A 22,262-nucleotide genomic window follows, 5' to 3' on the forward strand; every position below is an offset into this window, starting at 1 on the left:
GGACGTCAGCGCGTACCGGTGGCGTCCGCGGCATCCGAGGCCCCCGTGGTGTCCGGCCGGACCGCCGGGCGCCGCGAGGCGATGACCCTCCTGGCCAGCGACTTGGGGCTGGTCAGGAAGCCCCAGCCCCAGGACATGTGCATGGTCGCCAGCGCGACCGGGATCCGCACCCGCGCCTTCAGCCCCAGCCCCTTGCCCGCGGGGAGCGAACCGGCGACGATCGCGGCCAGGTAGGCGCCGGGTACGACGAAGCCCCACGGGGTCAGCGCGGCGCCCACCACGACACCGGCCGCGATGGCGCACACGGCGGTCGGCGGGGCGAGGTAGCGCAGGTTGATGGAGCCGGAGTGGTAGCGGGCGACGACGTGCCGCCAGCGGCCGTAGTCCTTGTACTGCTTGGCCAGCGCCCGCACACTCGGCCGGGGACGGTAGGACACCCTCAGCTCGGGCGAGAACCAGATGAGGCCGCCGGCCTCACGGATGCGGAAGTTCAGCTCCCAGTCCTGGGCGCGGATGAACTCCTCGTTGTAGCCGCCCTGCCGCTCGAGCGCCTCGCGGCGGAACACGCCGAGGTAGACGGTCTCGGCGAGCGCCGCCTGCCCACCTGTATGGAACGCGGCGTTGCCCACGCCGATCTTGGACGTCATCGCGGCGGCGACGGCGTCCTCCCAGGCGTTCTCGCCCTCGGCGTGCATGATGCCGCCCACGTTCTGCGCGCCGGTCTCCTCGAGGAGCCGTACGGCCGTGGCGATGTAGTTCGGCGACAGCATGCCGTGGCCGTCGACGCGGACGACGACCGGATGGCGGGAGGCCTTGATCGCGGCGTTCAGCGCGGCGGGCGTACGGCCGGTGGGGTTCGGCACGGTGTGGACCCGGGGGTCCTCGCTGACGAGTTCGGCGGCGATCTCTTCCGTACGGTCTGTGGAGGGACCGACGGCGATCACGACCTCCATCTCGCCGGCGTACTCCTGGGCGAGGATGGCGCGGACGGCGCCGCGCAGGTGCCGCTCCTCGTTGAGGACGGGCATGATCACGGAAACGGCGGGCGGCCGCACGTCGGACTTGGCGTTCATCGGTGCTCACGTTACCGCGAACGGGGGACACGGGTGCGCGCCGCGGGGGTCACGGGCCCGGGCAGCAGATCGTATGGGCCTACGGTGCTCACGAATCCAGCGTCCATACCGCGCCGACCCCGCCCCCCATCCCATGTCCATGCCGCGTCGATCCCGCGCCCATCCCAGGTCCGTCCCATGTCCGGCCTCACGGTCCACGCCCGGGGCCCGTCCCCCGCGGAGGTGTCACCTTGCCCACGCCGCCCCGCTCGTCCCGCTCGTCCCGCTCGTCCCGGATTCCGGCCTCGACCACCCGGGGCGGGCCTCCGCCGCAGCGCGGCGGCCCCCGGCCGTCCGGGCGTCCGCCGAGGCCCCCCGTGAGGCGGAAGAAGCCGCGCTGGGCCATGCGGACGGTGACCGCGCTGTCGGTGGTGGTGCTCGCCTCCGCCGGGATCGGGCACGCGGTGCTCTCGAGCCTGGACTCGGACATCTCGCGGGTCGACGCCTTCAAGGACATGAAGAACCGGCCGCGGGCGGGCGACGGCATGAACGTCCTGATGGTCGGCACCGACGGCCGGGACCGGATCAGCGAGGAGCAGCGGCGCAAGTACCAACTGGGCGGCGCCCCCTGCCACTGCACCGACACCATCATGATCGTGCACATCTCGGAGGACCGGGAGCGCGCGAGCGTGGTCAGCCTGCCGCGCGACTCGTACGCCGAGACGCCCGGCCACACCGACCGCACCACCGGCGAGCACCACAAGGGGCACCCGCTCAAGCTGAACGCGGCCTACGCCGAGGGTGGCCCGCAGCTCACCATCCGGACCGTGGAGAACATGACCCGCGTGAAGATCGACCACTATCTGGAGGTCGACTTCACCAGCTTCATGAAGACCGTGGACGTCCTCGGCGGTGTGAAAATCTGCACCGTCCAGCCGCTCAAGGACAGCTACACCGGACTCGACCTGCCGGCCGGCAACCACACCCTGATGGGCGGGCAGGCGCTGCAGTACGTGCGGGCCCGCCACCTCGACGGGGCCTCGGACCTGAGCCGGATGAAGCGCCAGCAGCGCTTCCTGGCCGCCCTGATCGACCGGGCGACCTCCTCGGGGATCCTGCTGAACCCGCTGAAGTTCCGTGACGTCGCCCGGGCCGTACTGGGCTCGGTCCGGGCCGACCAGGGCTTCGGCACCGACGAGCTGCTGACGCTCGGGCGGGCGATGCGGAACTTCTCGCCGTCGTCCTCCGAGTTCACCACCGTGCCGATCGGGCAGATGGGATACAAGGTCAAGGGCGTCGGTTCCACCCTGAAGTGGGACCCGGTGAAGTCGAAGCGGATCTTCGACGCCCTGCGCGAGGACAAGCCGCTGGCCGCGCACAAGCCGAAACCGAAACCGAAGGGTCCGGCGCCGGTACGGGTCCCGGTGGACCCGAAGCAGATCCGCGTGCAGGTGGAGAACGGCACCCGCACGGCCGGGCTCGGCAAGCGGGTGGACGACGCGCTGGCCGCGACCGGCTTCCGCACCACCAAGGCGCCGAGGAACGCCACCGACCGCGCGGTCGAGCGGACCGTCGTCGCCTACGACCCCCGCTGGGACCAGTCGGCGAAATCCCTGGCCACCGCCCTGCCCGGCAGCGAGCTGAAGCCGGTCAAGGGGCAGGGGGCGACGCTGAAGGTGATCGCGGGCGCGGACTTCAAGAACGTCGTGAAGGTGAAACCGGCGGACCCGCCGCAGGAGTCGGGCACGGTGGTGCGGGGCGACGAGGTGGTCTGCGGCGAGGAGTGAGGGGCGCCACCGCACGGCGCCCCTCCGGGCTCCGGTTTCCGGTTCAGTTGCCGGAGACGGTGACCTTCTCGTCATTCTTGAGCTGCTCGACCAGCTTCTTCACCTTGGCGTCGTCCCACTTGAGGTTGGAACCGACGTTGCCCGAGACCGGCATGTTCATCGAGGTGCCGTCGCCGCCGCTGACGCTCTTCATCGCCCAGAACATGCTCGCCAGGTCGAACAGGCCCATGTCCTTGTCGACGATGAGGGAGTCCAGGCCGGCGCCCATGGTCGGGTACAGCTTGAACGGGTTGAGGACCGTCGACGGGGTGGCCACCTGGCTCGCCAGCGCCGACAGGAACTTCTGCTGGTTCTTCGTGCGGTCCAGGTCGGAGCCGGGCAGCGCGTACCGGGTGCGGACGAAGGCGAGGGCCTCCTGGCCGTCCAGGGTCTGCTTGCCCTTCTTGAAGTCGGCGCCGGACTTCTTGTCCTTGATGTCCTGCGGGATGTCGATCTCGACGCCGCCGACCGCGTCCACGATGTTCGCGAAGCCGCCGAAGCCGATCTCGACGTAGTGGTCCAGGCGCAGCCCGGTGTTGTGCTCGATGGTGCGCACCAGCAGTTCGGGGCCGTCCTCGGCGTACGCGGCGTTCAGCTTCACGTGCCGGCCCGTGCCCTTGTACGTCTTGCCGGACTCGGAGCCGACGAAGGTCGGGATCTCCACGTCCGAGTCGCGGGGCAGGGAGATCAGCGTCGACCCGTTGTCCCCGGTGTGCAGGATCATCATCGAGTCGGTGCGCTTGCCGTCGGCGTAGCCGGTGTGCAGGTCCTTCATCTGCTCGTCGGTCATGCCCTCGCGGCTGTCGGAGCCGACGATCAGGTAGTTCGTGCCCTCGCCGGCCTCGGGCCGCTCGATGACCTTGGACAGGTCGACCTCGCGGTTGAGCTTGGAGTCGGCCCAGAAGTAGGTGCCGACGGTGGTGACGACGAGCACGGTCACCACCGTGATCGCGGTCCACTTGATCCGGCGGCGCCAGTTCGGCGCGGGCCGGCCCGGGCGGCCGGCTCCGGGGCCCTGGCCGCCCTGGCCGCCGTAGACCTGTCCGGTGTTGTAGCCGCTGTCGTACCCGTCGCCGCCGTGGCCGCGGCCGTCGGCGTACGACGGCTGCTGCGGCACTCCGGCGCCGTACGGCGGGGCGGACTGGCCCGGGCCGGGCGGCGGCGTGCCGCGGCGGACCTGGCGCATCACGCGTGCGCTCTCGGGCTGTGCGCTCGCGCTGCCGTGTCCGTACCGGCCGCCGCGGTTGTCGCCGGACCATCCCTCGGGCCAATCATTCATGCGCACCAGTGTGCAGGTCCGCACTGTGGGCGATACAAGGGTCGTCGGAAAATAGGGTCAGCGCTGTTGCGAAGCTGACACAAAATTACGCGGCCGTCGCCCCCGCATAAGGTGGAGGCCATGACAGACCAGGCAGAACAGGCCTCGGCCGCGTACTCGGCGGCACCGGAGATCCCGGGCAAGCCGACTTCGGCGTCCCGCACCACCCTCAGTCACATCATGACGCACGGCGACACCAACCTTCTGGGCACGGTGCACGGCGGTGTGATCATGAAGCTGGTCGACGACGCGGCGGGCGCCGTGGCCGGACGGCACTCCGGCGGGCCCGCCGTCACCGCGTCGATGGACGAGATGGCGTTCCTGGAGCCGGTCAGGGTCGGCGACCTCGTCCATGTGAAGGCCCAGGTCAACTGGACCGGCCGCAGCTCCATGGAGGTCGGTGTCCGGGTCCTGGCCGAGCGCTGGAACGAGTCGACCCCGGCCACCCAGGTCGGCTCGGCCTACCTGGTCTTCGCCGCGGTGGACGCGGACGGCAAGCCGCGCTCGGTGCCGCCGGTCCTCCCGGAGACCGAGAAGGACAAGCGCCGCTACCAGGAGGCCCAGATCCGCCGCACCCACCGCCTGGCCCGCCGCCGCGCGATCATGGAGCTGCGGGAGCGACGGGTGGCGGAGGGCTTCGACGACTGACGAGCGGCTGGGGGGCGCCGGACGGGCGGCTGACCGGCCGTTTCAGAGCATCAGCAGCAGCCGCGTGTTCGGTACGAGCTTCCGGTTCACGCTGGTGCTCTGCACGAAGATCGTGAAGTCGTCGTTGTGGTCCGGCTTGATGCGGACCTCCACGTCCGGCAGGCCGAGCAGGGCTCGGGCCTCGGGCCCCGTGTACACCCGGTCGGTCTTCTTCTCCAGCACCGATATCTGCTTCTTCGGCTGGACCTTCTCCGACTTGCTGAGCTGGTAGAACGCACCGCCGGTGCGGTAGGTGTGCCCGCTTTCGACGACCCACTCCCGAATCGCCGCGTCCCGGGTCACCGGGACCAGCTCGTACTTCGCCGCGTCCACCGGGGTGAGGCCGGCCGCCTTGATGGTGTCCTTGTTGACCGTGTCCGCACCCGTGGAGAACACGGCCCGGGACCCCCGGATGCCCTTGGTCCGGCCCACCATGAACTTCTCGGTGGCCTCCTGGATGACCTGTCCGGCCTCCTCCAGGCCCTGCGTGCTCGTGGCGTCCCAGATGGCGATGTTGTCCTTCGGGAACCCGCACTGCATGGCCTCGCGCTTGCCCATCTGGTCCGGCACGAGGACGGCCAGCGTCCAGTTGTCGTCCTGCGTCTCGATCATCGTGGCCACGGCCCCGACCAGTGCGCGCGGGTCGTTGGAGGGGGCGTCCGGGCAGCGATGGCTCACGTTCTCCTGGCCGTCGGTGAGGACGAACGTCAGGAAGCTGTGGTCGCCGTACAGTTGAGCCGTCTGCGCCAGTTCCCGCTGCGACTTGAGCGTGGCCGCCAGCAGTGCCGTCATGCCACCGACCCGGTACATCTCCTTCAGCGACGGCATTCGCAGCACGTCCTTGTCGTAGATGACGCACTCCACCTCGTTGGCGAAGACGTACACCGTGACGCGGGTCTCCTGGTCCAGTTCCTGCGACCGGCGGGCCAGGTAGGCGATCTGCTGGTCGGCGACTTCGACGACCTTGCCGCTCAGACGGCGCATGGACGAACTGGCATCCAGCACGAGAGCGACGTGGTTGATGTAGTTCTGGCTTCCGGACAAGGCAGCTCCCCCTCTTTCCGACTCGATGCTCCTACCGTCTCACCCACCACTGACAACGGGTCCGGAAAGAAGAACCGGAAAGAAGAAGGGGCGCCCGCACACGGACGCCCCTCGCTCAACAAACCGACCGTTACGGCAGGTTGCGTGCCATGACGACGCGCTGGACCTGATTCGTGCCCTCGTAGATCTGGGTGATCTTGGCGTCGCGCATCATGCGCTCCACCGGGTAGTCCCGGGTGTAGCCGTAGCCGCCCAGCAACTGCACCGCGTCCGTGGTGACCTCCATCGCCACGTCGGAGGCGAAGCACTTGGCGGCGGCGCCCTGGAAGGTGAGGTCGCTGTCGCCGCGCTGGGACTTGGCGGCGGCCGCGTAGGTCAGTTGGCGGGCGGCCTCGATCTTCATGGCCATGTCGGCGAGCATGAACTGGATGCCCTGGAAGTCGGCGATCGGCTTGCCGAACTGCTTGCGCTCCTTGACGTAACCCTTGGCGTAGTCGAGGGCGCCCTGGGCGATGCCGAGGGCCTGGGCGGCGATGGTGATGCGGGTGTGGTCCAGCGTCTTCATCGCGGTGGCGAAGCCGGTGCCCTCCGCGCCGATCATGCGGTCGGCGGGGATGCGGACGTTGTCCAGATACACCTCACGCGTGGGCGAGCCCTTGATGCCGAGCTTCTTCTCCGGGGCGCCGAAGGAGACGCCCTCGTCGGACTTCTCGACGACGAAGGCGGAGATCCCCTTGGAGCGCTTGCTCGGGTCGGTGACGGCCATCACCGTGTAGTACTCGGAGACGCCGGCGTTGGTGATCCAGCGCTTGACGCCGTTGAGGACCCAGAAGTCGCCGTCGCGGACCGCCTTGGTCTTCATGCCGGCCGCGTCCGAGCCCGCGTCGGGCTCCGAGAGGCAGTACGAGAACATGCCGTCGCCCTTGGCGAGCGGCGTCATGTACCTCTTCTTCAGCTCCTCGGAGCCGGAGAGGATCACCGGCAGGGAGCCGAGCTTGTTCACGGCCGGGATGAGGGAGGAGGACGCGCAGACACGGGCCACCTCCTCGATCACGATCACGGTGGCGAGCGCGTCGGCGCCGCCGCCGCCGTACTCCTCGGGCACGTGCACCGCGTGCAGGTCGTTCGCGGTCAGGGCGTCGAGCGCCTCCTGCGGGAAGCGCGCCTCCTCGTCCACCGCGGCGGCGTACGGCGCGATCTTCGCCTCGGCCAGCGAGCGGACGGCGTCCCGGAGCATGTCGTGCTCCTCGGACGGGCGGTACAGGTCGAAGTCAGCCGATCCGGCCAAGGTCTCTCACGCTCCAAAACGCTGCGGTACTGACGCTAACTACCGTTAAGTAACTCCAAATTTTAGGCTTCATCCACGGCCGTGGATAGGTGAGCTTGACGACAGCGGTGAGGACTGCGGTGAAGACTGCGGTGAGGACTGCGGGAAACCTGCCCGCCGAAGCGTTCCGCCACGCCCCGGATATGCTCGGGCGCGCACGCCTGCCGTACATCTCTGGAGCACCCATGGCCCTCAAGATCACCGTGATCGGTACCGGCTATCTCGGCGCGACCCACGCGGCGGCCATGGCCGAGCTGGGCTTCGAGGTACTGGGCCTCGACGTGGTGCCCGAGAAGATCGAGATGCTCCAGCGGGGCCAGGTCCCGATGTACGAGCCCGGTCTGGAGGAGCTGCTGGGCAAGCACGTCGCCGGAATCGAGGGCTCCAGCGGACGGCTGCGCTTCACCACCGACTTCGCGGAGGTCGCGGCCTTCGGCGACGTGCACTTCCTGTGCGTGAACACGCCGCAGAAGCACGGCGAGTACGCCTGCGACATGTCGTACGTCGACTCCGCGATCGCCTCGCTCGCCCCGCACCTGACCGGGCCCGCGCTCGTCGTCGGCAAGTCGACCGTGCCCGTGGGCTCCGCCGACCGGCTGGCCGCCCACCTCGCCGAGCACGCGCCGGCCGGCGACGACGCCGAGCTGGCCTGGAACCCGGAGTTCCTGCGCGAGGGCTTCGCCGTCAAGGACACGCTGCACCCGGACCGGCTCGTGGTCGGCGTACGCAGCGAGCGGGCCGAGAAGCTGCTGCGCGAGGTGTACGCGACGCCGGTCGCGGAGGGCACGCCGTTCGTCGTCACGGACTTCCCGACGGCCGAGCTGGTGAAGACCGCCGCGAACTCCTTCCTCGCCACCAAGATCTCCTTCATCAACGCGATGGCGGAGGTCTGCGAGGCGGCCGGCGGCGACGTCGCCAAACTGGCGGAGGCGATCGGGTACGACGACCGGATCGGCCGAAAGTTCCTGCGGGCGGGGATCGGGTTCGGCGGCGGGTGCCTACCGAAGGACATCCGGGCGTTCATGGCGCGCGCCGGCGAACTGGGCGCGGACCAGGCGCTGACCTTCCTGCGCGAGATCGACTCGATCAACATGCGCCAGCGTGGCCAGATGGTGGAGCTGACCCGGCAGGCGCTGGGCGGCGGCCCCTTCCTCGGCAAGCGGATCGCGGTGCTCGGCGCCACCTTCAAGCCCGACTCGGACGACGTACGGGACTCCCCCGCGCTGAACGTCGCCGGGCAGGTGCACCTCCAGGGCGCCCAGGTGACGGTGTACGACCCCAAGGGCATGGAGAACGCCCGGCGGCTCTTCCCGACGCTCGGCTACGCCGACTCCGCGGTGGAGGCGGTGCGGGGCGCCGATGTCGTCCTGCATCTGACGGAGTGGCGGGAGTTCCGCGAGCTGGACCCGGAGGCGCTGGGCGAGGCGGCGTCGGCCCGGGTGATCCTGGACGGACGCAACGCCCTGGACCCGGCGCTCTGGCGGAAGGCCGGCTGGACGTACCGCGCGATGGGCCGCCCCACCGCCTGACGGTGGTGAAGGCGACGCCGGTTCGGCCGAGGCTCAGTCGGCCGAACCGGCGTCGTCCGCATTCTGCCCCACCCGGCGGCGCGGCGGCCGGTGAACCCCCTGTCGTTTACCCCTCCTTGGCCCGGTACCGGCGCATCTTCGCGCGTGCCCCGCACACCTGCATCGAGCACCAGCGGCCGCGTCCCGCCGGGCTGCGGTCGTAGTACGCCCAGTGGCAGTCGGCGGCCTCGCACGCCTTGAAGCGGGTCCAGGTGCCGGCCACCAGCGCCTCGGCGACGGCGGCGGCGACGCGGGCGGCGAGGGAGCCGTCGGGGGCGGGGTCGGTGAGGGCGGCGGGGGCGAGGTCGGCGGAGCCGTCGGCCGGGTCGACGGTGACGACGAGCGGGACGGCGGCCAGCAGCTCGCCCAGCGGGGTCACCGCGCGGTGCGGCGGGTGGCCTGCGTGGGCGAGCAGCGTGGCGCGCAGGGACTCGCGCAGCTCGCGCGCGGCCGGCACCTCGTCCTCCGTCAGTCCGAACGGCGCCCGGCCCTCCGGCGTGTCCAGGGTGTCGACGCCCGTCTCGATGTCCAGCAGCGTGTTCACCAGTGCCTCGACCAGCTCCAGGCCGCCCGGTGCGGGCGATCTCTCACTCATGCTTGCGACGTTACCTCCAATAAGGCAGCATGCAGTAACCGTTACCGGTTACCCGCACTCTGTTGGTAACCACAGTGGGTAACCGCTTCTGCCGGTCACCACGGACCGCGTACTTCAAGGAGGAAGTCATGGCTGTCGCCGAACTGGGTGTCGTCGTCCTGGACTGTCCTGATCCCCGCGCACTGGCCGGTTTCTACGCCGGCGTGCTCGGCGGCACCGTCGAGGGGGAGGGCGACTGGGTCGACCTGAAGCTGCCGGGCGGCGCACAGGCGCTGGCGTTCCAGGCCGCCCCCGGGTTCGTGGCGCCGAAGTGGCCCACGCCCGACGACTCGCAGCAGTTCCATCTCGACCTCACCGTGCAGGACCTGGACGCGGCCGAGAAGGCCGTCCTCGAGCTGGGCGCGCGGCCGCTGGACGCGGAGGACCACACCCGTACCTTCCGGGTTTACGCCGACCCGGCCGGGCACCCGTTCTGCCTCTGCGCCTGCTGAACACCGGCCCACCCGTACTCGGAACGCCCAGCAGTTCCACCTCGACTTCGACGGTGGCTCGACCTGGGCGGAGATGGACGCGGCGCACGAGAAGGTGCTCGCGCTGGGTGCCCGGCCGCTGGATCTGGAGGACCGGGAGAAGAAGGGCTTCATGGTGTACGCGGATCCGGCGCGGCATCCGTTCTGCCTGTGCCGGATCGAGCACACCTGACCCCGGACCTCGCCGGGGCTCAGCCGTCCAGGTCGGCGATGGTCGCCGTGGACGGCTCGCGGCGCAGTTGTGCCGCCCGCGCGGTGAAGGCCGAGGCGCGCAGGACGCGCTGGACGTTGCCCCAGGTCAGCAGGGCGACGTCCGCCTCGTCCCAGCCGCGGCGCAGCAGCTCGGCGATGAGCCGGGGGTAGCAGGAGGGGTCGCCCAGCTCCAGCGGGTGGGCGGTGCCGGAGTCGTAGGTGCCGGACAGGGCGACGCTCTGCGGTCCTGCCACCGTGCGGACGTGGTCGAGGTGGTCGGCGACGTCCCGGACGGTCGGGCCGGTCTGCTCGGCGGTCAGCGGCACCATGCACAGGCCGCCGGCCGCGCCCAGCTCCACCAGCAGGTCGTCCGGGAGGTTGGCGGGGTGCGGACGCAGGGCGCGGGCGGCGGAGCGGGTGCACAGCGCCGGCGCCTTGGACACCGCGAAGGTACGGCGGATGGTCTCGGCGGACGCGCCGGAGAGGTCGGCGACGACACCGAGCCGGTTCATCTCACGGACGACCTCCTCACCGAACCGGGTCAGCCCCGCCTCGCTCGCCCAGGTCACCCCGGACAGCGTCAGCGCGCGCAGGCCGAGGGCGTGCAGGGAACGCAGGATGCCGAGACAGTCCCCGAGGGCGGCGGCGCCCGCGGGACCGGGCAGCACGGCGACCCGGCCGCAGTTGCGGGCGTCGATGGTCTGCCCCGCGTCGTACGCCAGGCGCAGCCCCTCCGGGTGGGCGCGTACGACCGTCTTGACCAGGTCGAGCTGCTCCAGCGTGGCGCCGACCGCACGGTCCCCGTCGATGGACTCGGGCAGGTGCAGCGACCACAGCAGCGCGCCCACGTGCCCCTCGCGCAGCCGCGGCACATCGGTGTCGACCGCGCTCTCGCCCAGCTCCAGGTCGTACCAGGGCAGATGCTTGAGCGCCCAGGGCAGGCCGTTGCAGCCGTCGGCGACGGGGTGGGCGGCCAGTACGGTGTGCGCCCGGGCCAGCGGCTCGTCGTCGGGGTCGGACACGGGCGCGTAGGGCTCCGGCGGAAAGACCTCCGCGGTGAGCGGCACGGGCAGATCGTCGAGCCCACCGGCCTCGGTACCGGTGTGCAGGTCGTCCTGGAGGTCTGCCATGACGGGCTCCGTACGGTCGTCGTGAGTTACGGCCACCGTCGCACGCAGCGGAAAGGGCTTCCTGGTGGGTGGGGCGTTCGGGGGTACGCGGCTCAGCCGCGGGCCGCGTCGATCACCTCGTCCAGGGTGGAACGGGAGCGGAGCAGTTCGGCGATGGTCCGGTCGATGCGGGCGCGCTCGGCGGTGAGGTCGGCGACCAGCTTCGGTGTGGCCACGGCCGAGGGGCCGCCGTCGCCGTCGCGCATGCACGGCAGCAACTGCGCGATCTTGCTGCTGCACAGTCCGGCCGCGTACAGCTCCTGGATCCGGATGACCCGGTCGACGGCCGCCTCCGGGTACTCGCGGTGCCCGCCGGGCGTACGCTCGGCCGCGAGCAGCCCCTGCTGCTCGTAGTAGCGCAGCGAGCGTTCGCTGACGCCCGTGCGCCGGGCCAGTTCACCGATCCGCATCCGCCCTGCCTCCCGGTCCCGGTCCCGGACTTGATTCTGACATCAGTGTCAAGTTTTAGCGTACGGGCATGTCGAACACAACAGACCTCTTCGCGTCCGCCTCGCTCGGCCCGCTCGCCCTCCCCAACCGTCTGGTGATGGCACCTCTGACCCGCAACCGGGCCGAGGCCGACGGCACTCCGACCCCGCTCATGGCCACCTATTACGCCCAGCGCGCCTCCGCCGGGCTGATCATCGCGGAGGCCGCGACGCCGAACGCGGTCGGGCAGACGTACCCCGACATCGCAGCCGTCCACAGCGCCCGGCACGTGGCGGGCTGGCGGCGGGTCACCGACGCCGTACGGGAGGCGGGTGGCCGGATGTTCCTCCAGCTCCAGCACGGCGGCCGGGTCGGGCACCCGGCGACGAGCGGACTGACGCCCGTCGCGCCGTCACCGGTGCCGCTGCCCGAGACGATCTTCACGCCCGACGGGCACCAGCCGGCCGTCGTCCCCAGAGAGATGAGCACCGAGGACATCCGAACCACCGTCGCCGACTTCGCGCGGGCCGCCCGCAACGCGCTCGACGCCGGGTTCGAGGGGGTGGAGGTGCACTCCGCCAACGGCCACCTGCTGCACCAGTTCCTCGCCGCCAACACCAACCTGCGCACCGACGGCTACGGCGGTTCCGTCGCCGCGCGGATCCGGTTCACGGCCGAGGTGGTGGAGGCCGTGGCCGCCGAGATCGGCGCCGACCGGGTCGGGCTGCGCGTCTCCCCCGGCAACACCGTCAACGGCATCGCGGAGGGCGAGACCGGGGAGATCTACCCGGCGCTCGCCGAGCGGCTCGGCGGGCTGGGGCCGGCTTATCTGCACCTGGTGTACGCCGACCCGGACGCCCCGGTGTTCGGGAAGCTCCGCGCCGGATGGCCGGGGGTGCTGATCGCCAACCCCGTGCTGGGCGAGGGGTTCGACGCGGGCCACGTACTCCGGGCCTCCGAGCGGCTGCTGCGAGCCGGAGCCGACCTGATCGCCCTGGGCCGACCGTTCCTCGCCAATCCCGACCTGGTGGAGCGGCTGCGGCTGGGCGCCCCGCTGAACCCGGTGCGGGACCGCTATCTGATGTATGTGGGCGGGGCGACCGGATACACCGACTACCCCGCCCTGGGACCTGTCCGACAGGAGTCGGCTCAGCCGTCGAGCTCCTCCAGCGACGCGTTGGACGGCCCCCGCGTCGCCTGAAGCCCCCGGGCCACGTCCTCGGTGGCGTCCAGGACGCGGACCGCGTTCTTCCAGGTCAGCTTGGTCAGGTCGGACTGGGACCAGCCGCGGTCGAGCAGTTCGGCGATCAGGTTCGGGTAGCCGGAGACGTCGCCGAGGCCGTCCGGGGTGAAGGGGGTGCCGTCGTAGTCGCCGCCGATGCCGAGGTGGTCGATGCCGGCGACCTCGCGCATGTGGTCGAGGTGGTCGGCGACCGTGGACACGGTGGCGACGGGGCGCGGGACGCGCTCCTCGAAGGCGGCGTGGACCTTCATCGCCTCGGGGCTGCTGTCCAGGTGGTGGAGGCCGTGCGCGCGCATGTTCTCGTCGGCCTCGGCGGTCCAGTCCACGGCCGCCTGGAGCACGAACTTCGGCACGAACGTCACCATCGCCATGCCGCCGTTCGCGGGCAGCCGTTCCAGGACGTCGTCCGGGATGTTGCGCGGGTGGTCGCAGACGGCACGGGAGGAGGAGTGCGAGAAGATCACCGGCGCCGTGGAGGTGTCCAGCGCGGCGCGCATCGTCGTCGCCGCCACGTGCGAGAGGTCGACCAGCATGCCCTCGCGGTTCATCTCCCGCACGACCTCGCGGCCGAAGGCCGACAGGCCGCCGACGGCGGGCTCGTCGGTCGCCGAGTCCGCCCACGCGTTGTTGTCGTTGTGGGTGAGCGTCATGTAGCGCACGCCGAGCGCGTACAGCGCGCGGAGGGTGGCGAGGGAGTTGTCGATGGAGTGGCCGCCCTCGGCGCCCATGAGGGAGGCGATCCGGCCCTCGGCGCGCGCGGCCTCCATGTCGGCGGCGGTCAGCGCGGCCCGCAGCTCGCCGGGGTGGCGGTCGATGAGCTGCCGTACGCAGTCGATCTGCTCCAGCGTCGCCGTGACCGCGCCCGGCAGGTCGGAGCGGACGTACACCGACCAGTACTGCGCGCCGACGCCGCCGGCCCGCAGCCGGGCGAGGTCGGTGTGCAAGTGGGCGGACTGGTCGGCGGCGATGTCACGGGCGTCGAGGTCGTAGCGGACCTGCTCGCGCAGCGCCCAGGGCAGGTCGTTGTGCCCGTCGACGACGGGGAACTCGCGCAGCAGCTCCCGGGCCCGGTCCAGCGAGGTCATCCGTGTGCCTTCCGTCTTGTCCGTCACTTCGTCACTTCGTTCGCGTCGTCCATGTCGTAGACGTCGTTACTTCGTCACTTTCCGAATCCGAAACCCGCCGCCGAGCCCTCGACCTTGGTGCGCAGTCGCTTGCCCTTCTCGGTGGCCTGGTCGCCCAGGTCCTGCTGGAACTCGCGCATGCGGCCCAGCAGCTCCTCGTCGTGGGCGGCGAGGATGCGGGCGGCCAGCAGACCGGCGTTGCGGGCGCCGCCGACGGAGACGGTGGCGACGGGGACGCCGGCCGGCATCTGCACGATGGACAGGAGGCTGTCCATGCCGTCGAGGTACTTCAGCGGCACCGGTACGCCGATGACCGGCAGCGGGGTGACCGAGGCGAGCATGCCGGGCAGGTGGGCGGCGCCCCCGGCCCCAGCGATGATCGTCTTCAGTCCGCGTCCGGCGGCCTGCTCGCCGTACGCGATCATCTCGTGCGGCATGCGGTGCGCGGAGACGACGTCGACCTCGTAGGCGATCTCGAACTCGTCGAGTGCCTTGGCGGCGGCCTCCATGACGGGCCAGTCGGAGTCCGACCCCATGACGATGCCGACGACTGGGCTCACCGGGCTGGCCTGGCTCATTCGGTGATCGTCCCTCTCAGGTAGCCGGCAGCGTGACGGGCGCGCTCCAGCACGTCGTCCAGGTCGTCGCCGTAGGTGTTGACGTGGCCGACCTTGCGGCCGGGCTTCACGTCCTTGCCGTACATGTGGATCTTGAGCTGCGGGTCGCGGGCCATGCAGTGCAGGTACGCGGAGTACATGTCGGGGTAGTCGCCGCCCAGGACGTTGACCATCACCGTCCACTTGGCACGCGGGCGCGGGTCGCCGAGGGGGAGGTCGAGGACCGCGCGGACGTGGTTGGCGAACTGCGAGGTGATCGCGCCGTCCATCGTCCAGTGGCCGGAGTTGTGCGGGCGCATCGCCAGTTCGTTGACGAGGATGCGGCCGTCGCGGGTCTGGAACAGCTCGACGGCGAGGTGGCCGACGACGTCCAGTTCCTTGGCGATGCTGAGCGCCATCTCCTCGGCCCGCAGCGCCAGCGCCTCGTCGAGGTCGGGGGCGGGCGCGATCACCGTGTCGCAGACGCCGTTCACCTGCTGGGACTCGACGACGGGGTACGCCACCGCCTGGCCGTGCGGGGAGCGGACCACGTTGGCGGCCAGCTCGCGCAGGAAGTCGACCTTCTCCTCCGCCAGCACGGGCACACCGGCGCGGAAGGGCTCGGCGGCCTCCGCGGCGGAGTGCACGACCCACACGCCCTTGCCGTCGTATCCGCCGCGCACTGTCTTGAGGACCACGGGGAAGCCGTCGCCCCCGGCGGTGCCCTCCGCGGCGAAGGCGGCCACGTCGGCCGGATCGCTCACGATCCGGTGCCGCGGGCAGGGCACGCCGATCGCGTCGAGCTTCGCGCGCATCACGCCCTTGTCCTGGGCGTGCACGAGCGCGTCGGGGCCGGGACGCACGGGTATGCCGTCCGCCTCCAGGGCCTTGAGGTGCTCGGTCGGCACGTGTTCGTGATCGAAGGTGATCACGTCACAGCCGCGCGCGAACTCGCGCAGCGTGTCCAGATCGCGATAGTCGCCGACGACGACTTCGTTCACGACCTGCGCCGCAGAGTCCTGAGGAGTGTCACTGAGAAGCTTGAACCTGATGCCCAGCGGGATGCCCGACTCGTGTGTCATACGAGCGAGCTGGCCACCGCCGACCATACCGACTACGGGGAACGTCACACCCCTAGCGTATCGGCCGCGCGGAGCCCACCTGTTTACCGGCCGTTTCCCGGCGGTCCCGGCGCCCGTTCCGGACGTCGGTGGGCCGTCCGCAGGAAGATCGCGCGTCCGGGTGGTTAGCATGAACGGATTGACGCCAACCGATGGACGGGGGCCTGCACGGCCATGGGACATGGTTCCTCGGGTGCTCATACGGCTCCGCCCGCGCCGCAGGCGCCACGCGCCGGGGTGCGGGAGCGGTTCGACCAGCTCGTGCGCGAGGTCGTGAAGTTCGGCGCGGTGGGCGGCGCAGGGGTGCTGGTCAACCTCCTCGTCTTCAACTTCGTGCGGCAGGTGACCGACCTCCCGGTGGTGCGGGCCAGCATCATCGCCACGATCGTCGCGATCGCCTTCAACTACGTGGGCTTCCGCTACTTCACCTACCGCGACCGCGACAAGAGCGGCCGGACCCGCGAGATGTCGCTGTTCATGCTGTTCAGCGCGATCGGGCTGGTGATCGAGAACGGCGTGCTCTACACGGCGACGTACGGGTTCGGCTGGGACAGCCCGCTGCAGAGCAACATCTTCAAGTTCCTCGGCATCGGCATCGGCACGCTGTTCCGCTTCTGGTCGTACCGTAGCTGGGTCTTCCGCGCGCTGCCCGCCCGTGAGCCGGTGACGCGGGCGGAGACCTTCCTGGAGCACGAGCACCCGACCGCGGTGCGCACGGCGGAAGCGCCCCCGGTGGTCCGCCACTGACCGGCTCCGCTCAGCGCACCGTCTCTCCACCGCCGCCGGAGGACTTCTTCGAGGGCGGCGTGCGGGACAGGAACAGGCCGAAGACCGGGGGGCGGCCCTGGAGCAGCTCGAGGCGGCCGCCGTCCGCCTCGGCCAGGTCACGGGCCACGGCGAGGCCGATGCCCGTGGAGTTGCGTCCGCTGATCGCGCGCTCGAAGATCCGCGCCCCCAGGTCGCCCGGGACGCCGGGGCCCTCGTCGGTGACCTCGACCACGGCCTGGTTGCCGGTCACCCGGGTCCGCAGGGCGACCGTGCCGCCGCCGTGCATCAGGGAGTTCTCGATCAGTGCGGCCAGCACCTGCGCCACGGCGCCGGGGGTGCCCACGGCCGTCAGATGGCGTTTGCCGGAGCTGACGATGGCCCGTCCCTCACTGCGGTAGGCGGGGCGCCACTCGGCGATCTGCTGCTGGATGACGTCGTCCAGCTCGAAGGTGACGGCGGAGCCGCTGCGCGGGTCGCGGGAGTTGGTCAGCAGCCGGTCCACGACGTCCGTCAGCCGTTCCACCTGCGACAGGGCGATCGTCGCCTCCTCCTTCACCGTCTCCGGTTCGTCGGTGAGGGTGATCTCCTCCAGCCGCATGGACAGCGCGGTCAGCGGCGTCCGCAGTTGGTGGGAGGCGTCCGCGGCGAGGCGGCGCTCGGCGGTGAGCATCCGGGCGATGCGCTCGGCGGAGGAGTCCAGCACGTCCGCGACCCGGTCCAGCTCGGGAACGCCGTAGCGCTTGTGGCGCGGGCGCGGGTCGCCGGAGCCGAGGCGTTCGGCGGTCTCGGCGAGGTCGGTGAGCGGGGAGGCGAGGCGGTTGGCCTGCCGGATCGCCAGCACCACGGCCGCGATCACCGCGAGCAGTGCCACCAGGCCGATGATCAGCAGGGTCCGCCCGACCTCACGGGTCACGGAGGAGCTGGGCTCCTCGACGAGGACCGTCTCGCCCTCCTCGCCGGTGGCCCTGCCCTGGAGCACGTCGCCGGACGGCTTGCTGCCGACCTCGATGACCGGTTCGCCGGGGATGCGGATCACGGCGTACCGGGCGTCGCGGATCTGCTCCCGCAGGAACTCGGCGTCCACCGAGCCGGTGCCGATCAGTCGGCTGTCCACGATGCTGGCCAGCCGCACCGCCTCCAGGTCGACCCGTTCCTGGGCGGTGCTGCTGATCGTCCGGGTCTCGACGATGACGAGGGAGACGCCGAAGACGGCGATCACGACGAGCACCACGGCGAGCGTGGACTGGATCAGTCGACGGCGCATGTCCTCTTACCCGGTTGCCGTGTGCGGCCTCTGGGGGCCCGCTCAGTTCTTCTCGAACCGTTCTTCTCGAATCAGTTCTTCTCGAAACGGAAGCCCACGCCGCGCACGGTGGCGATGTAGCGGGGGTTGGCCGCGTCGTCGCCGAGCTTCTTGCGCAGCCAGGAGATGTGCATGTCGAGGGTCTTGGTCGACGACCACCAGGTGGTGTCCCAGACCTCGCGCATGAGCTGGTCGCGGGTGACGACCCGGCCGGCGTCGCGCACCAGGACCCGCAGCAGGTCGAACTCCTTGGCGGTGAGCTGGAGCTCCTCCTCGCCCATCCAGGCCCGGTGCGACTCGACGTCGATGCGTACGCCGTGCGTGGCGGGCGGCTGCGCGGGCTCGGCGGCACCGCGCCGCAGCAGGGCCCGGACCCGGGCGAGCAGCTCGGCGAGGCGGAAGGGCTTGGTGACGTAGTCGTCGGCGCCCGCGTCCAGGCCGACGACGGTGTCCACCTCGTCGGCGCGCGCGGTGAGGATCAGGATCGGCACGGCGTGGCCCTCGGACCGCAGCCGGCGGGCGACCTCGAGACCGTCCATGCCCGGCAGGCCGAGGTCCAGCACGACCATGTCGATGCCGCCCTGCAGCCCGGCGTCGAGTGCGGTGGGTCCGTCCTCACGCACCTCGACCTCGTATCCTTCCCGGCGCAGTGCGCGGGCCAGCGGCTCCGAGATGGACGCGTCGTCCTCGGCGAGCAGTACACGGGTCATGAGCTGATGGTAGACCGCTCGGCCCAACGCCCGGGGCATGATCGCCCCGAGGGCCTCTTACTCAGGGACAAGACGGGCATCCTCCGCGTGGCCGGCCGCGTGGGCCCCGTGTGCGAACCTGCGGCTGTGGGGTGCCATCCTGTAGCGGGCCTTCGAAAGACCGTTCACGGTTCCACTATTACCTGTGATCCGCGTCTCAAGTCCTTCCATACCGGTCGGTGTCCTGCCGTATGGTGAATCAGCGCCTGTAGCACCCAGGGGACCTTTGGCGACAGTTCGACGCTGAAGGTCTCTTTTGTGTGCGGGTCGGCCCCCACGGCCGACCTCGAAAGGAATGACCTGTGGCCGGGCCTCACCGCGTGCTGTGACGTGCGCGGAGGCGTGGATCCCGGTGGCCGCCGCCCACCGCTTCGCAATCCGGAGCGGAATCCCCCAGGCGTGGGACGGGCGGGGAAGGCCGCCGGTGCCGGCCGCCCCCCACCGGGCGCGCATCGCCTCATGAGCGCGTCCCGACCAGCAAGGATCGATCATGGCGTCCAGCCTGACGAAGGACTCGGTCACCCCGGGCACCCCCGGCTCCGAGAAGACCTTCTTCGGCCACCCCCGCGGACTGGCCACACTCTTCATGACCGAGATGTGGGAGAGGTTCTCCTACTACGGCATGAGGGCTCTGCTCCCGCTGTACCTCGTCGCCCCGGGTGGCCTCGGCCTCGGCGCCGGCACCGCGACCGCGATCTACTCCGTGTACCTCTCGCTGGTGTACCTGCTCACGATGCCGGGCGGCTGGTTCGGCGACCGCGTCTGGGGCCCCCGCAAGACCGTCGCCATCGCCGGTGGCGTGATCATGCTCGGCCACCTCACGCTGGCGCTGCCGTCCTCCGGCACGTTCTACGCGGGCCTCGGTCTGGTGGCCATCGGCTCGGGTCTGCTGAAGGCCAACATCTCGACGATGGTCGGCCAGCTCTACGACGGTCCCGACGACCCGCGCCGCGACGGTGGCTTCACCGTCTTCTACATGGGCATCAACCTCGGTGCCTTCGCCGCGCCGCTGACCATCGGCACCATCGGTGAGAACGTCAACTGGCACCTGGGCTTCGCGCTCGCCGCGGTCGGCATGGGCCTGGGCGTCATCCAGTTCCTGCTCGGCAGCCGCCACCTGGCCCCGCACTCCAGCACGGTCCCGAAGCCGCTGTCCCTCGAGGAGAAGACCTCGACACTGCGCAAGGCCGCGTTCTGGGCCGCGCTGGCCGTCGTCTTCTACGCGATCGTCGGCTTCTCGGGCAACTACACCCTGAACTGGATCCTGGTCCCGCTGACCCTGCTCGGTGTGATCGTCCCGGTGCTGGTGCTGACCAACATCAAGCGCGACAAGTCCCTGGACCGCTCCGAGCAGTCCAAGATGTCGGCGTACATCTGGTTCTTCGTCGCCGCCGCCGTGTTCTGGATGATCTACGACCAGGGCGGCTCGACCCTGTCGCTCTTCGCCGACTCCTCGACCGACACCAGCGCCTTCGGCTGGGAGTTCCCGGTCTCCTGGTTCCAGTCGGTCAACCCGGTCATCATCATGGCCCTGGCACCGGTCTTCGCCACGGTGTGGCTGGCGCTCAACCGCCGGGGCAAGGAGCCGAGCACGGTCGTCAAGTTCTCCTTCGGCCTGGTCCTGGTCGGCGCGTCCTTCTTCCTCTTCCTGGCCCCGCTGGGCATCGCGGAGGGCGGCCACAAGGCGGCGGCCCTGTGGCTGGTGGCGATCTACTTCGTCCAGACCTGCGGTGAGCTGATGCTCTCCCCGGTCGGCCTGTCGGTCACCACGAAGATGGCGCCGGTGAAGTACGCCTCGCAGATGATGGGCGTCTGGTTCCTCGCCGTCACCGCCGGCGACGCCACGACCGGCCTGCTCTCCATCGCCGGCGTCGACCTCAACAAGACGGGCATCGTCGCCGCGGAGGCGGCTCTCGCGGTGGTCGCGGGCATCGCGATCTGGATGTACCGCAAGCGCGTCAAGGAACTCATGGGCGACGTCCGCTGACCCCTGCGGACGCCCGCTCTTTTACGGAGGGTCACCTCATCCGGTGGATGAGGTGACCCTCCGGGCGTTCAGGGGTGTCCCCAGGGCCGCGTACGGGGCGAAGTCCGCCCAGGCGGCGGGGAGGAGGGCGACCCGCGGACCGTCGGGGTCCTTGGAGTCGCGGACCAGGATGGCGGTCGGGGTGGTAGCTACCTCGACGCAGTTCGAACCGTCGGGGCTGTAGCTGGATTTCCGCCACTGGGGGACGCGCATGCCGGTCATGGCGCTTGCTCTGCTGAGCCTCCGCGTCGAGAAACCCTCAGCCACCGGCTACGCGCGACTTCGACGCGTGGCAGAGGAAGTCCGCCCAGACTGTGCGAGGGAAGGCAAGGCGCGATCCGGTGAGGGTCTTGGAATCACGGACCAGGATGGCGGCCGGAGCGGTAGCTACCTCGACGCAGTTCGAACTGTCACCGCTGTAACTGGATTTCCGCCACTGGTGGATGTGTAGGTCGGCCTCTTTCACGACTGGACCTCCGCGTCGAGAATCTTACTCATAGGTTACGCGCGACTTCGACGCATGGCAGAGGAACTCCGCCCAGACTGTGCGAGGGAAGGCAAGGCGCGATCCGGTGAGGGTCTTGGAATCACGGACCAGGATGGCGGCCGCGGTGGTGGCTATGTCGACGCAGTTCGAACCGTCGCCGCTGTACGTGGACTTCTGCCAGTCAAGGGTCTGCATGAGTCGTTCCTTCACAGGTCCTGGATGCGTTGGTGGATGAAGTCGCGTGTCTTGGCGCGGTCCAGTGCGCAGGACTCCATGCGGTCCAGTACGGCCCGGTATTTACAGAGCTGAGCCTCGGCATCGAGGAACTCGCAGGCACCGTGATGCGAGTCCAGTTGGGTCGTGTCGAGCTGAGGGACAGGCCCCTCCACGTAGTCGAAGGACTGGCCGGTGGTGGGGAAGTGGTTCGTGCCGAAAGGGATCACCCGGACGGTGACATGGGGCAGTTCGCTCATGTCGAGCAAGTGCTGGAGCTGCTCACGGGCGACGACCGGGCCGCCGAAGTCCATGCGGAGTGCCGCTTCGTGAAGGACCGCCGTGTATGGGGGTGGTTCCGCCCGGTGCAGGATGCCTTGCCGCTTCATGCGGTGGGTGAGGCGGTGCTCGATCTCGTACTGACGCATCGGTGGAACCACTGCGCGAAACAGGGAGCGGGCGTGGTCGGTGGTCTGGAGCAGCGCCGGGATGTGGATCAGGAGTGCCACGCGTAGTCCGGAGGCGTGATGCTCCAGCTCGGCCAGATCGACCAGATCGACCAGAGCGACCGGGACGTGGTCACGGTACTCCTCCCACCAACCACGCGTCCGCCTGCCCGTCATCGTGGCGAGGGCGTCGATCAGTTCCTCGTCACTGCAGTCGTAGGCATGCGCCATCGAGCGGAGCCGGTCGGAGCTGATCGGTGTGCGTCCGGTCTCGATCATGCTGACGCGTGCCTGGTTGACGCCCAGGAGCCCGGCGGCGCTCGTGGCGGTGAACCCAGCCCGCTCTCGGAGTTTGCGCAGTTCTGCACCCAGCCTTCGCTGTCGGAGCGTGGGGCTGTTGGTGGGCGGCACGGCGCCTCCTTCCTGGCCGCGACGCGGCGTTGCGTTCC

General features: G+C 70.2%; 23 protein-coding genes and 1 pseudogene. 8 read left to right on the plus strand and 16 right to left on the minus strand.

What is annotated here, in order from left to right:
* Positions 1-5: 5 nt before the first annotated feature.
* Positions 6-1,073, minus strand: a complete 1,068-nt coding sequence (locus KUM40_RS08305) for a glycosyltransferase family 2 protein (protein WP_217164523.1) — start codon at positions 1,071-1,073, stop codon at positions 6-8.
* A 383-nt stretch (positions 1,074-1,456) separates the two neighbouring features.
* Here KUM40_RS08305 and KUM40_RS08310 point away from each other — a divergent pair, with 383 nt between their 5' ends.
* A complete protein-coding gene (locus KUM40_RS08310) occupies positions 1,457-2,839 on the plus strand; it encodes an LCP family protein (RefSeq protein ID WP_217164526.1) in 1,383 nt (460 codons plus the stop codon).
* A gap of 43 nt (positions 2,840-2,882) precedes the next feature.
* On the opposite strand, the gene KUM40_RS08315 is transcribed toward KUM40_RS08310, so the two are convergent.
* Positions 2,883-4,157, minus strand: a complete 1,275-nt coding sequence (locus KUM40_RS08315; protein ID WP_217164529.1) for an LCP family protein — start codon at positions 4,155-4,157, stop codon at positions 2,883-2,885.
* Between the two features lie 120 nt (positions 4,158-4,277).
* Here KUM40_RS08315 and KUM40_RS08320 point away from each other — a divergent pair, with 120 nt between their 5' ends.
* Positions 4,278-4,844 (plus strand): acyl-CoA thioesterase, encoded by a 567-nt coding sequence (locus KUM40_RS08320; protein ID WP_217164532.1) that lies wholly within the window; start codon positions 4,278-4,280, stop codon positions 4,842-4,844.
* A gap of 42 nt (positions 4,845-4,886) precedes the next feature.
* Here KUM40_RS08320 and KUM40_RS08325 read toward each other — a convergent pair whose 3' ends face one another.
* Together KUM40_RS08325 and KUM40_RS08330 are read right to left on the minus strand one after the other, a co-directional pair.
* Positions 4,887-5,927, minus strand: a complete 1,041-nt coding sequence (locus KUM40_RS08325) for a vWA domain-containing protein (RefSeq protein ID WP_217164535.1) — start codon at positions 5,925-5,927, stop codon at positions 4,887-4,889.
* A gap of 130 nt (positions 5,928-6,057) precedes the next feature.
* Positions 6,058-7,215 (minus strand): acyl-CoA dehydrogenase, encoded by a 1,158-nt coding sequence (locus KUM40_RS08330; RefSeq protein ID WP_217164538.1) that lies wholly within the window; start codon positions 7,213-7,215, stop codon positions 6,058-6,060.
* Between the two features lie 224 nt (positions 7,216-7,439).
* Between KUM40_RS08330 and KUM40_RS08335 the strand changes: the two genes are divergently transcribed.
* Positions 7,440-8,783, plus strand: coding sequence for a UDP-glucose/GDP-mannose dehydrogenase family protein (locus KUM40_RS08335; protein ID WP_217164541.1), 1,344 nt, complete (start codon positions 7,440-7,442; stop codon positions 8,781-8,783).
* 106 nt (positions 8,784-8,889) lie between these two features.
* Here the strand turns inward: KUM40_RS08335 and KUM40_RS08340 are convergent, their stop codons facing one another.
* On the minus strand, positions 8,890-9,417 hold the full coding sequence (locus tag KUM40_RS08340; RefSeq protein WP_217164544.1) for a CGNR zinc finger domain-containing protein: 528 nt from the start codon (positions 9,415-9,417) through the stop codon (positions 8,890-8,892).
* Positions 9,418-9,545: 128 nt separating this feature from the next.
* On the opposite strand from KUM40_RS08340, the gene KUM40_RS08345 reads away from it, so the two are divergent.
* Both KUM40_RS08345 and KUM40_RS08350 read left to right on the plus strand, forming a co-directional pair.
* Positions 9,546-9,908: a VOC family protein gene (locus tag KUM40_RS08345; protein ID WP_217164546.1), complete on the plus strand. Its 363-nt coding sequence runs from the start codon at positions 9,546-9,548 to the stop codon at positions 9,906-9,908.
* 1 nt (position 9,909) lies between these two features.
* Positions 9,910-10,119: pseudogene (locus KUM40_RS08350) on the plus strand (VOC family protein); the annotation flags it as partial.
* 19 nt (positions 10,120-10,138) lie between these two features.
* Here the strand turns inward: KUM40_RS08350 and KUM40_RS08355 are convergent.
* A complete protein-coding gene (locus KUM40_RS08355; RefSeq protein WP_217164551.1) occupies positions 10,139-11,269 on the minus strand; it encodes a dipeptidase in 1,131 nt (376 codons plus the stop codon).
* Between the two features lie 92 nt (positions 11,270-11,361).
* Complete coding sequence (locus KUM40_RS08360) at positions 11,362-11,718, minus strand: MerR family transcriptional regulator (RefSeq protein WP_217164554.1); 357 nt, start codon at positions 11,716-11,718, stop codon at positions 11,362-11,364.
* Between the two features lie 68 nt (positions 11,719-11,786).
* On the opposite strand from KUM40_RS08360, the gene KUM40_RS08365 reads away from it, so the two are divergent.
* Complete coding sequence (locus KUM40_RS08365; RefSeq protein ID WP_217164557.1) at positions 11,787-12,938, plus strand: alkene reductase; 1,152 nt, start codon at positions 11,787-11,789, stop codon at positions 12,936-12,938.
* Here the strand turns inward: KUM40_RS08365 and KUM40_RS08370 are convergent.
* From KUM40_RS08370 to KUM40_RS08380, 3 genes are all read right to left on the minus strand, one after another.
* Positions 12,887-14,065: a dipeptidase gene (locus KUM40_RS08370; RefSeq protein WP_217164754.1), complete on the minus strand. Its 1,179-nt coding sequence runs from the start codon at positions 14,063-14,065 to the stop codon at positions 12,887-12,889. The genes KUM40_RS08365 and KUM40_RS08370 overlap by 52 nt on opposite strands.
* Positions 14,066-14,139: 74 nt before the next feature.
* On the minus strand, positions 14,140-14,682 hold the full coding sequence (gene purE / locus KUM40_RS08375; RefSeq protein ID WP_217164560.1) for a 5-(carboxyamino)imidazole ribonucleotide mutase: 543 nt from the start codon (positions 14,680-14,682) through the stop codon (positions 14,140-14,142).
* Positions 14,679-15,830, minus strand: a complete 1,152-nt coding sequence (locus KUM40_RS08380; RefSeq protein WP_217164563.1) for a 5-(carboxyamino)imidazole ribonucleotide synthase — start codon at positions 15,828-15,830, stop codon at positions 14,679-14,681. Before KUM40_RS08380 ends, purE begins: the two co-directional genes overlap by 4 nt.
* Positions 15,831-15,995: 165 nt before the next feature.
* Here KUM40_RS08380 and KUM40_RS08385 point away from each other — a divergent pair, with 165 nt between their 5' ends.
* Positions 15,996-16,568: a GtrA family protein gene (locus KUM40_RS08385; RefSeq protein WP_217164565.1), complete on the plus strand. Its 573-nt coding sequence runs from the start codon at positions 15,996-15,998 to the stop codon at positions 16,566-16,568.
* 10 nt (positions 16,569-16,578) lie between these two features.
* Here the strand turns inward: KUM40_RS08385 and draK are convergent, their stop codons facing one another.
* Both draK and KUM40_RS08395 read right to left on the minus strand, forming a co-directional pair.
* Positions 16,579-17,853 (minus strand): two-component system sensor histidine kinase DraK, encoded by a 1,275-nt coding sequence (gene draK / locus KUM40_RS08390; protein ID WP_217164569.1) that lies wholly within the window; start codon positions 17,851-17,853, stop codon positions 16,579-16,581.
* A gap of 71 nt (positions 17,854-17,924) precedes the next feature.
* The gene (locus KUM40_RS08395; RefSeq protein ID WP_217164572.1) at positions 17,925-18,602 is read right to left on the minus strand and encodes a response regulator transcription factor; all 678 of its coding nucleotides are present in this window, start codon (positions 18,600-18,602) and stop codon (positions 17,925-17,927) included.
* Between the two features lie 529 nt (positions 18,603-19,131).
* On the opposite strand from KUM40_RS08395, the gene KUM40_RS08400 reads away from it, so the two are divergent.
* A complete protein-coding gene (locus KUM40_RS08400) occupies positions 19,132-20,628 on the plus strand; it encodes an oligopeptide:H+ symporter (RefSeq protein ID WP_217164575.1) in 1,497 nt (498 codons plus the stop codon).
* Positions 20,629-20,664: 36 nt separating this feature from the next.
* Here KUM40_RS08400 and KUM40_RS08405 read toward each other — a convergent pair whose 3' ends face one another.
* Genes KUM40_RS08405 through KUM40_RS08420 form a run of 4 tightly spaced genes read right to left on the minus strand, consistent with a single transcriptional unit; the run spans position 20,665 to position 22,224 of the window.
* Positions 20,665-20,889, minus strand: a complete 225-nt coding sequence (locus KUM40_RS08405) for a DUF397 domain-containing protein (RefSeq protein ID WP_308401089.1) — start codon at positions 20,887-20,889, stop codon at positions 20,665-20,667.
* Between the two features lie 37 nt (positions 20,890-20,926).
* Positions 20,927-21,133 (minus strand): DUF397 domain-containing protein, encoded by a 207-nt coding sequence (locus tag KUM40_RS08410; RefSeq protein WP_217164577.1) that lies wholly within the window; start codon positions 21,131-21,133, stop codon positions 20,927-20,929.
* A gap of 24 nt (positions 21,134-21,157) precedes the next feature.
* Complete coding sequence (locus KUM40_RS08415; RefSeq protein WP_217164580.1) at positions 21,158-21,349, minus strand: DUF397 domain-containing protein; 192 nt, start codon at positions 21,347-21,349, stop codon at positions 21,158-21,160.
* Between the two features lie 11 nt (positions 21,350-21,360).
* Positions 21,361-22,224, minus strand: coding sequence for a helix-turn-helix transcriptional regulator (locus KUM40_RS08420; RefSeq protein ID WP_217164583.1), 864 nt, complete (start codon positions 22,222-22,224; stop codon positions 21,361-21,363).
* Between the last annotated feature and the right edge of the window lie 38 nt (positions 22,225-22,262).

Source organism: Streptomyces sp. AC512_CC834, assembly GCF_019049325.1.
Classification (GTDB): Bacteria; Actinomycetota; Actinomycetes; order Streptomycetales; family Streptomycetaceae; genus Streptomyces.

Bases quoted from the DNA above. Each gene is read 5' to 3' on its own strand.
- KUM40_RS08305 (WP_217164523.1), bottom strand. From the start codon at position 1,073: ATGAACGCCAAGTCCGACGTGCGGCCGCCCGCCGTTTCCGTGATCATG.
- KUM40_RS08310 (WP_217164526.1), top strand. From the start codon at position 1,457: ATGCGGACGGTGACCGCGCTGTCGGTGGTGGTGCTCGCCTCCGCCGGG.
- KUM40_RS08315 (WP_217164529.1), bottom strand. From the start codon at position 4,157: ATGAATGATTGGCCCGAGGGATGGTCCGGCGACAACCGCGGCGGCCGG.
- KUM40_RS08320 (WP_217164532.1), top strand. From the start codon at position 4,278: ATGACAGACCAGGCAGAACAGGCCTCGGCCGCGTACTCGGCGGCACCG.
- KUM40_RS08335 (WP_217164541.1), top strand. From the start codon at position 7,440: ATGGCCCTCAAGATCACCGTGATCGGTACCGGCTATCTCGGCGCGACC.
- KUM40_RS08340 (WP_217164544.1), bottom strand. From the start codon at position 9,417: ATGAGTGAGAGATCGCCCGCACCGGGCGGCCTGGAGCTGGTCGAGGCA.
- KUM40_RS08345 (WP_217164546.1), top strand. From the start codon at position 9,546: ATGGCTGTCGCCGAACTGGGTGTCGTCGTCCTGGACTGTCCTGATCCC.
- KUM40_RS08355 (WP_217164551.1), bottom strand. From the start codon at position 11,269: ATGGCAGACCTCCAGGACGACCTGCACACCGGTACCGAGGCCGGTGGG.
- KUM40_RS08360 (WP_217164554.1), bottom strand. From the start codon at position 11,718: ATGCGGATCGGTGAACTGGCCCGGCGCACGGGCGTCAGCGAACGCTCG.
- KUM40_RS08365 (WP_217164557.1), top strand. From the start codon at position 11,787: ATGTCGAACACAACAGACCTCTTCGCGTCCGCCTCGCTCGGCCCGCTC.
- KUM40_RS08370 (WP_217164754.1), bottom strand. From the start codon at position 14,065: ATGACCTCGCTGGACCGGGCCCGGGAGCTGCTGCGCGAGTTCCCCGTC.
- purE (WP_217164560.1), bottom strand. From the start codon at position 14,682: ATGAGCCAGGCCAGCCCGGTGAGCCCAGTCGTCGGCATCGTCATGGGG.
- KUM40_RS08385 (WP_217164565.1), top strand. From the start codon at position 15,996: ATGGGACATGGTTCCTCGGGTGCTCATACGGCTCCGCCCGCGCCGCAG.
- draK (WP_217164569.1), bottom strand. From the start codon at position 17,853: ATGCGCCGTCGACTGATCCAGTCCACGCTCGCCGTGGTGCTCGTCGTG.
- KUM40_RS08395 (WP_217164572.1), bottom strand. From the start codon at position 18,602: ATGACCCGTGTACTGCTCGCCGAGGACGACGCGTCCATCTCGGAGCCG.
- KUM40_RS08400 (WP_217164575.1), top strand. From the start codon at position 19,132: ATGGCGTCCAGCCTGACGAAGGACTCGGTCACCCCGGGCACCCCCGGC.
- KUM40_RS08405 (WP_308401089.1), bottom strand. From the start codon at position 20,889: ATGACCGGCATGCGCGTCCCCCAGTGGCGGAAATCCAGCTACAGCCCC.
- KUM40_RS08415 (WP_217164580.1), bottom strand. From the start codon at position 21,349: ATGCAGACCCTTGACTGGCAGAAGTCCACGTACAGCGGCGACGGTTCG.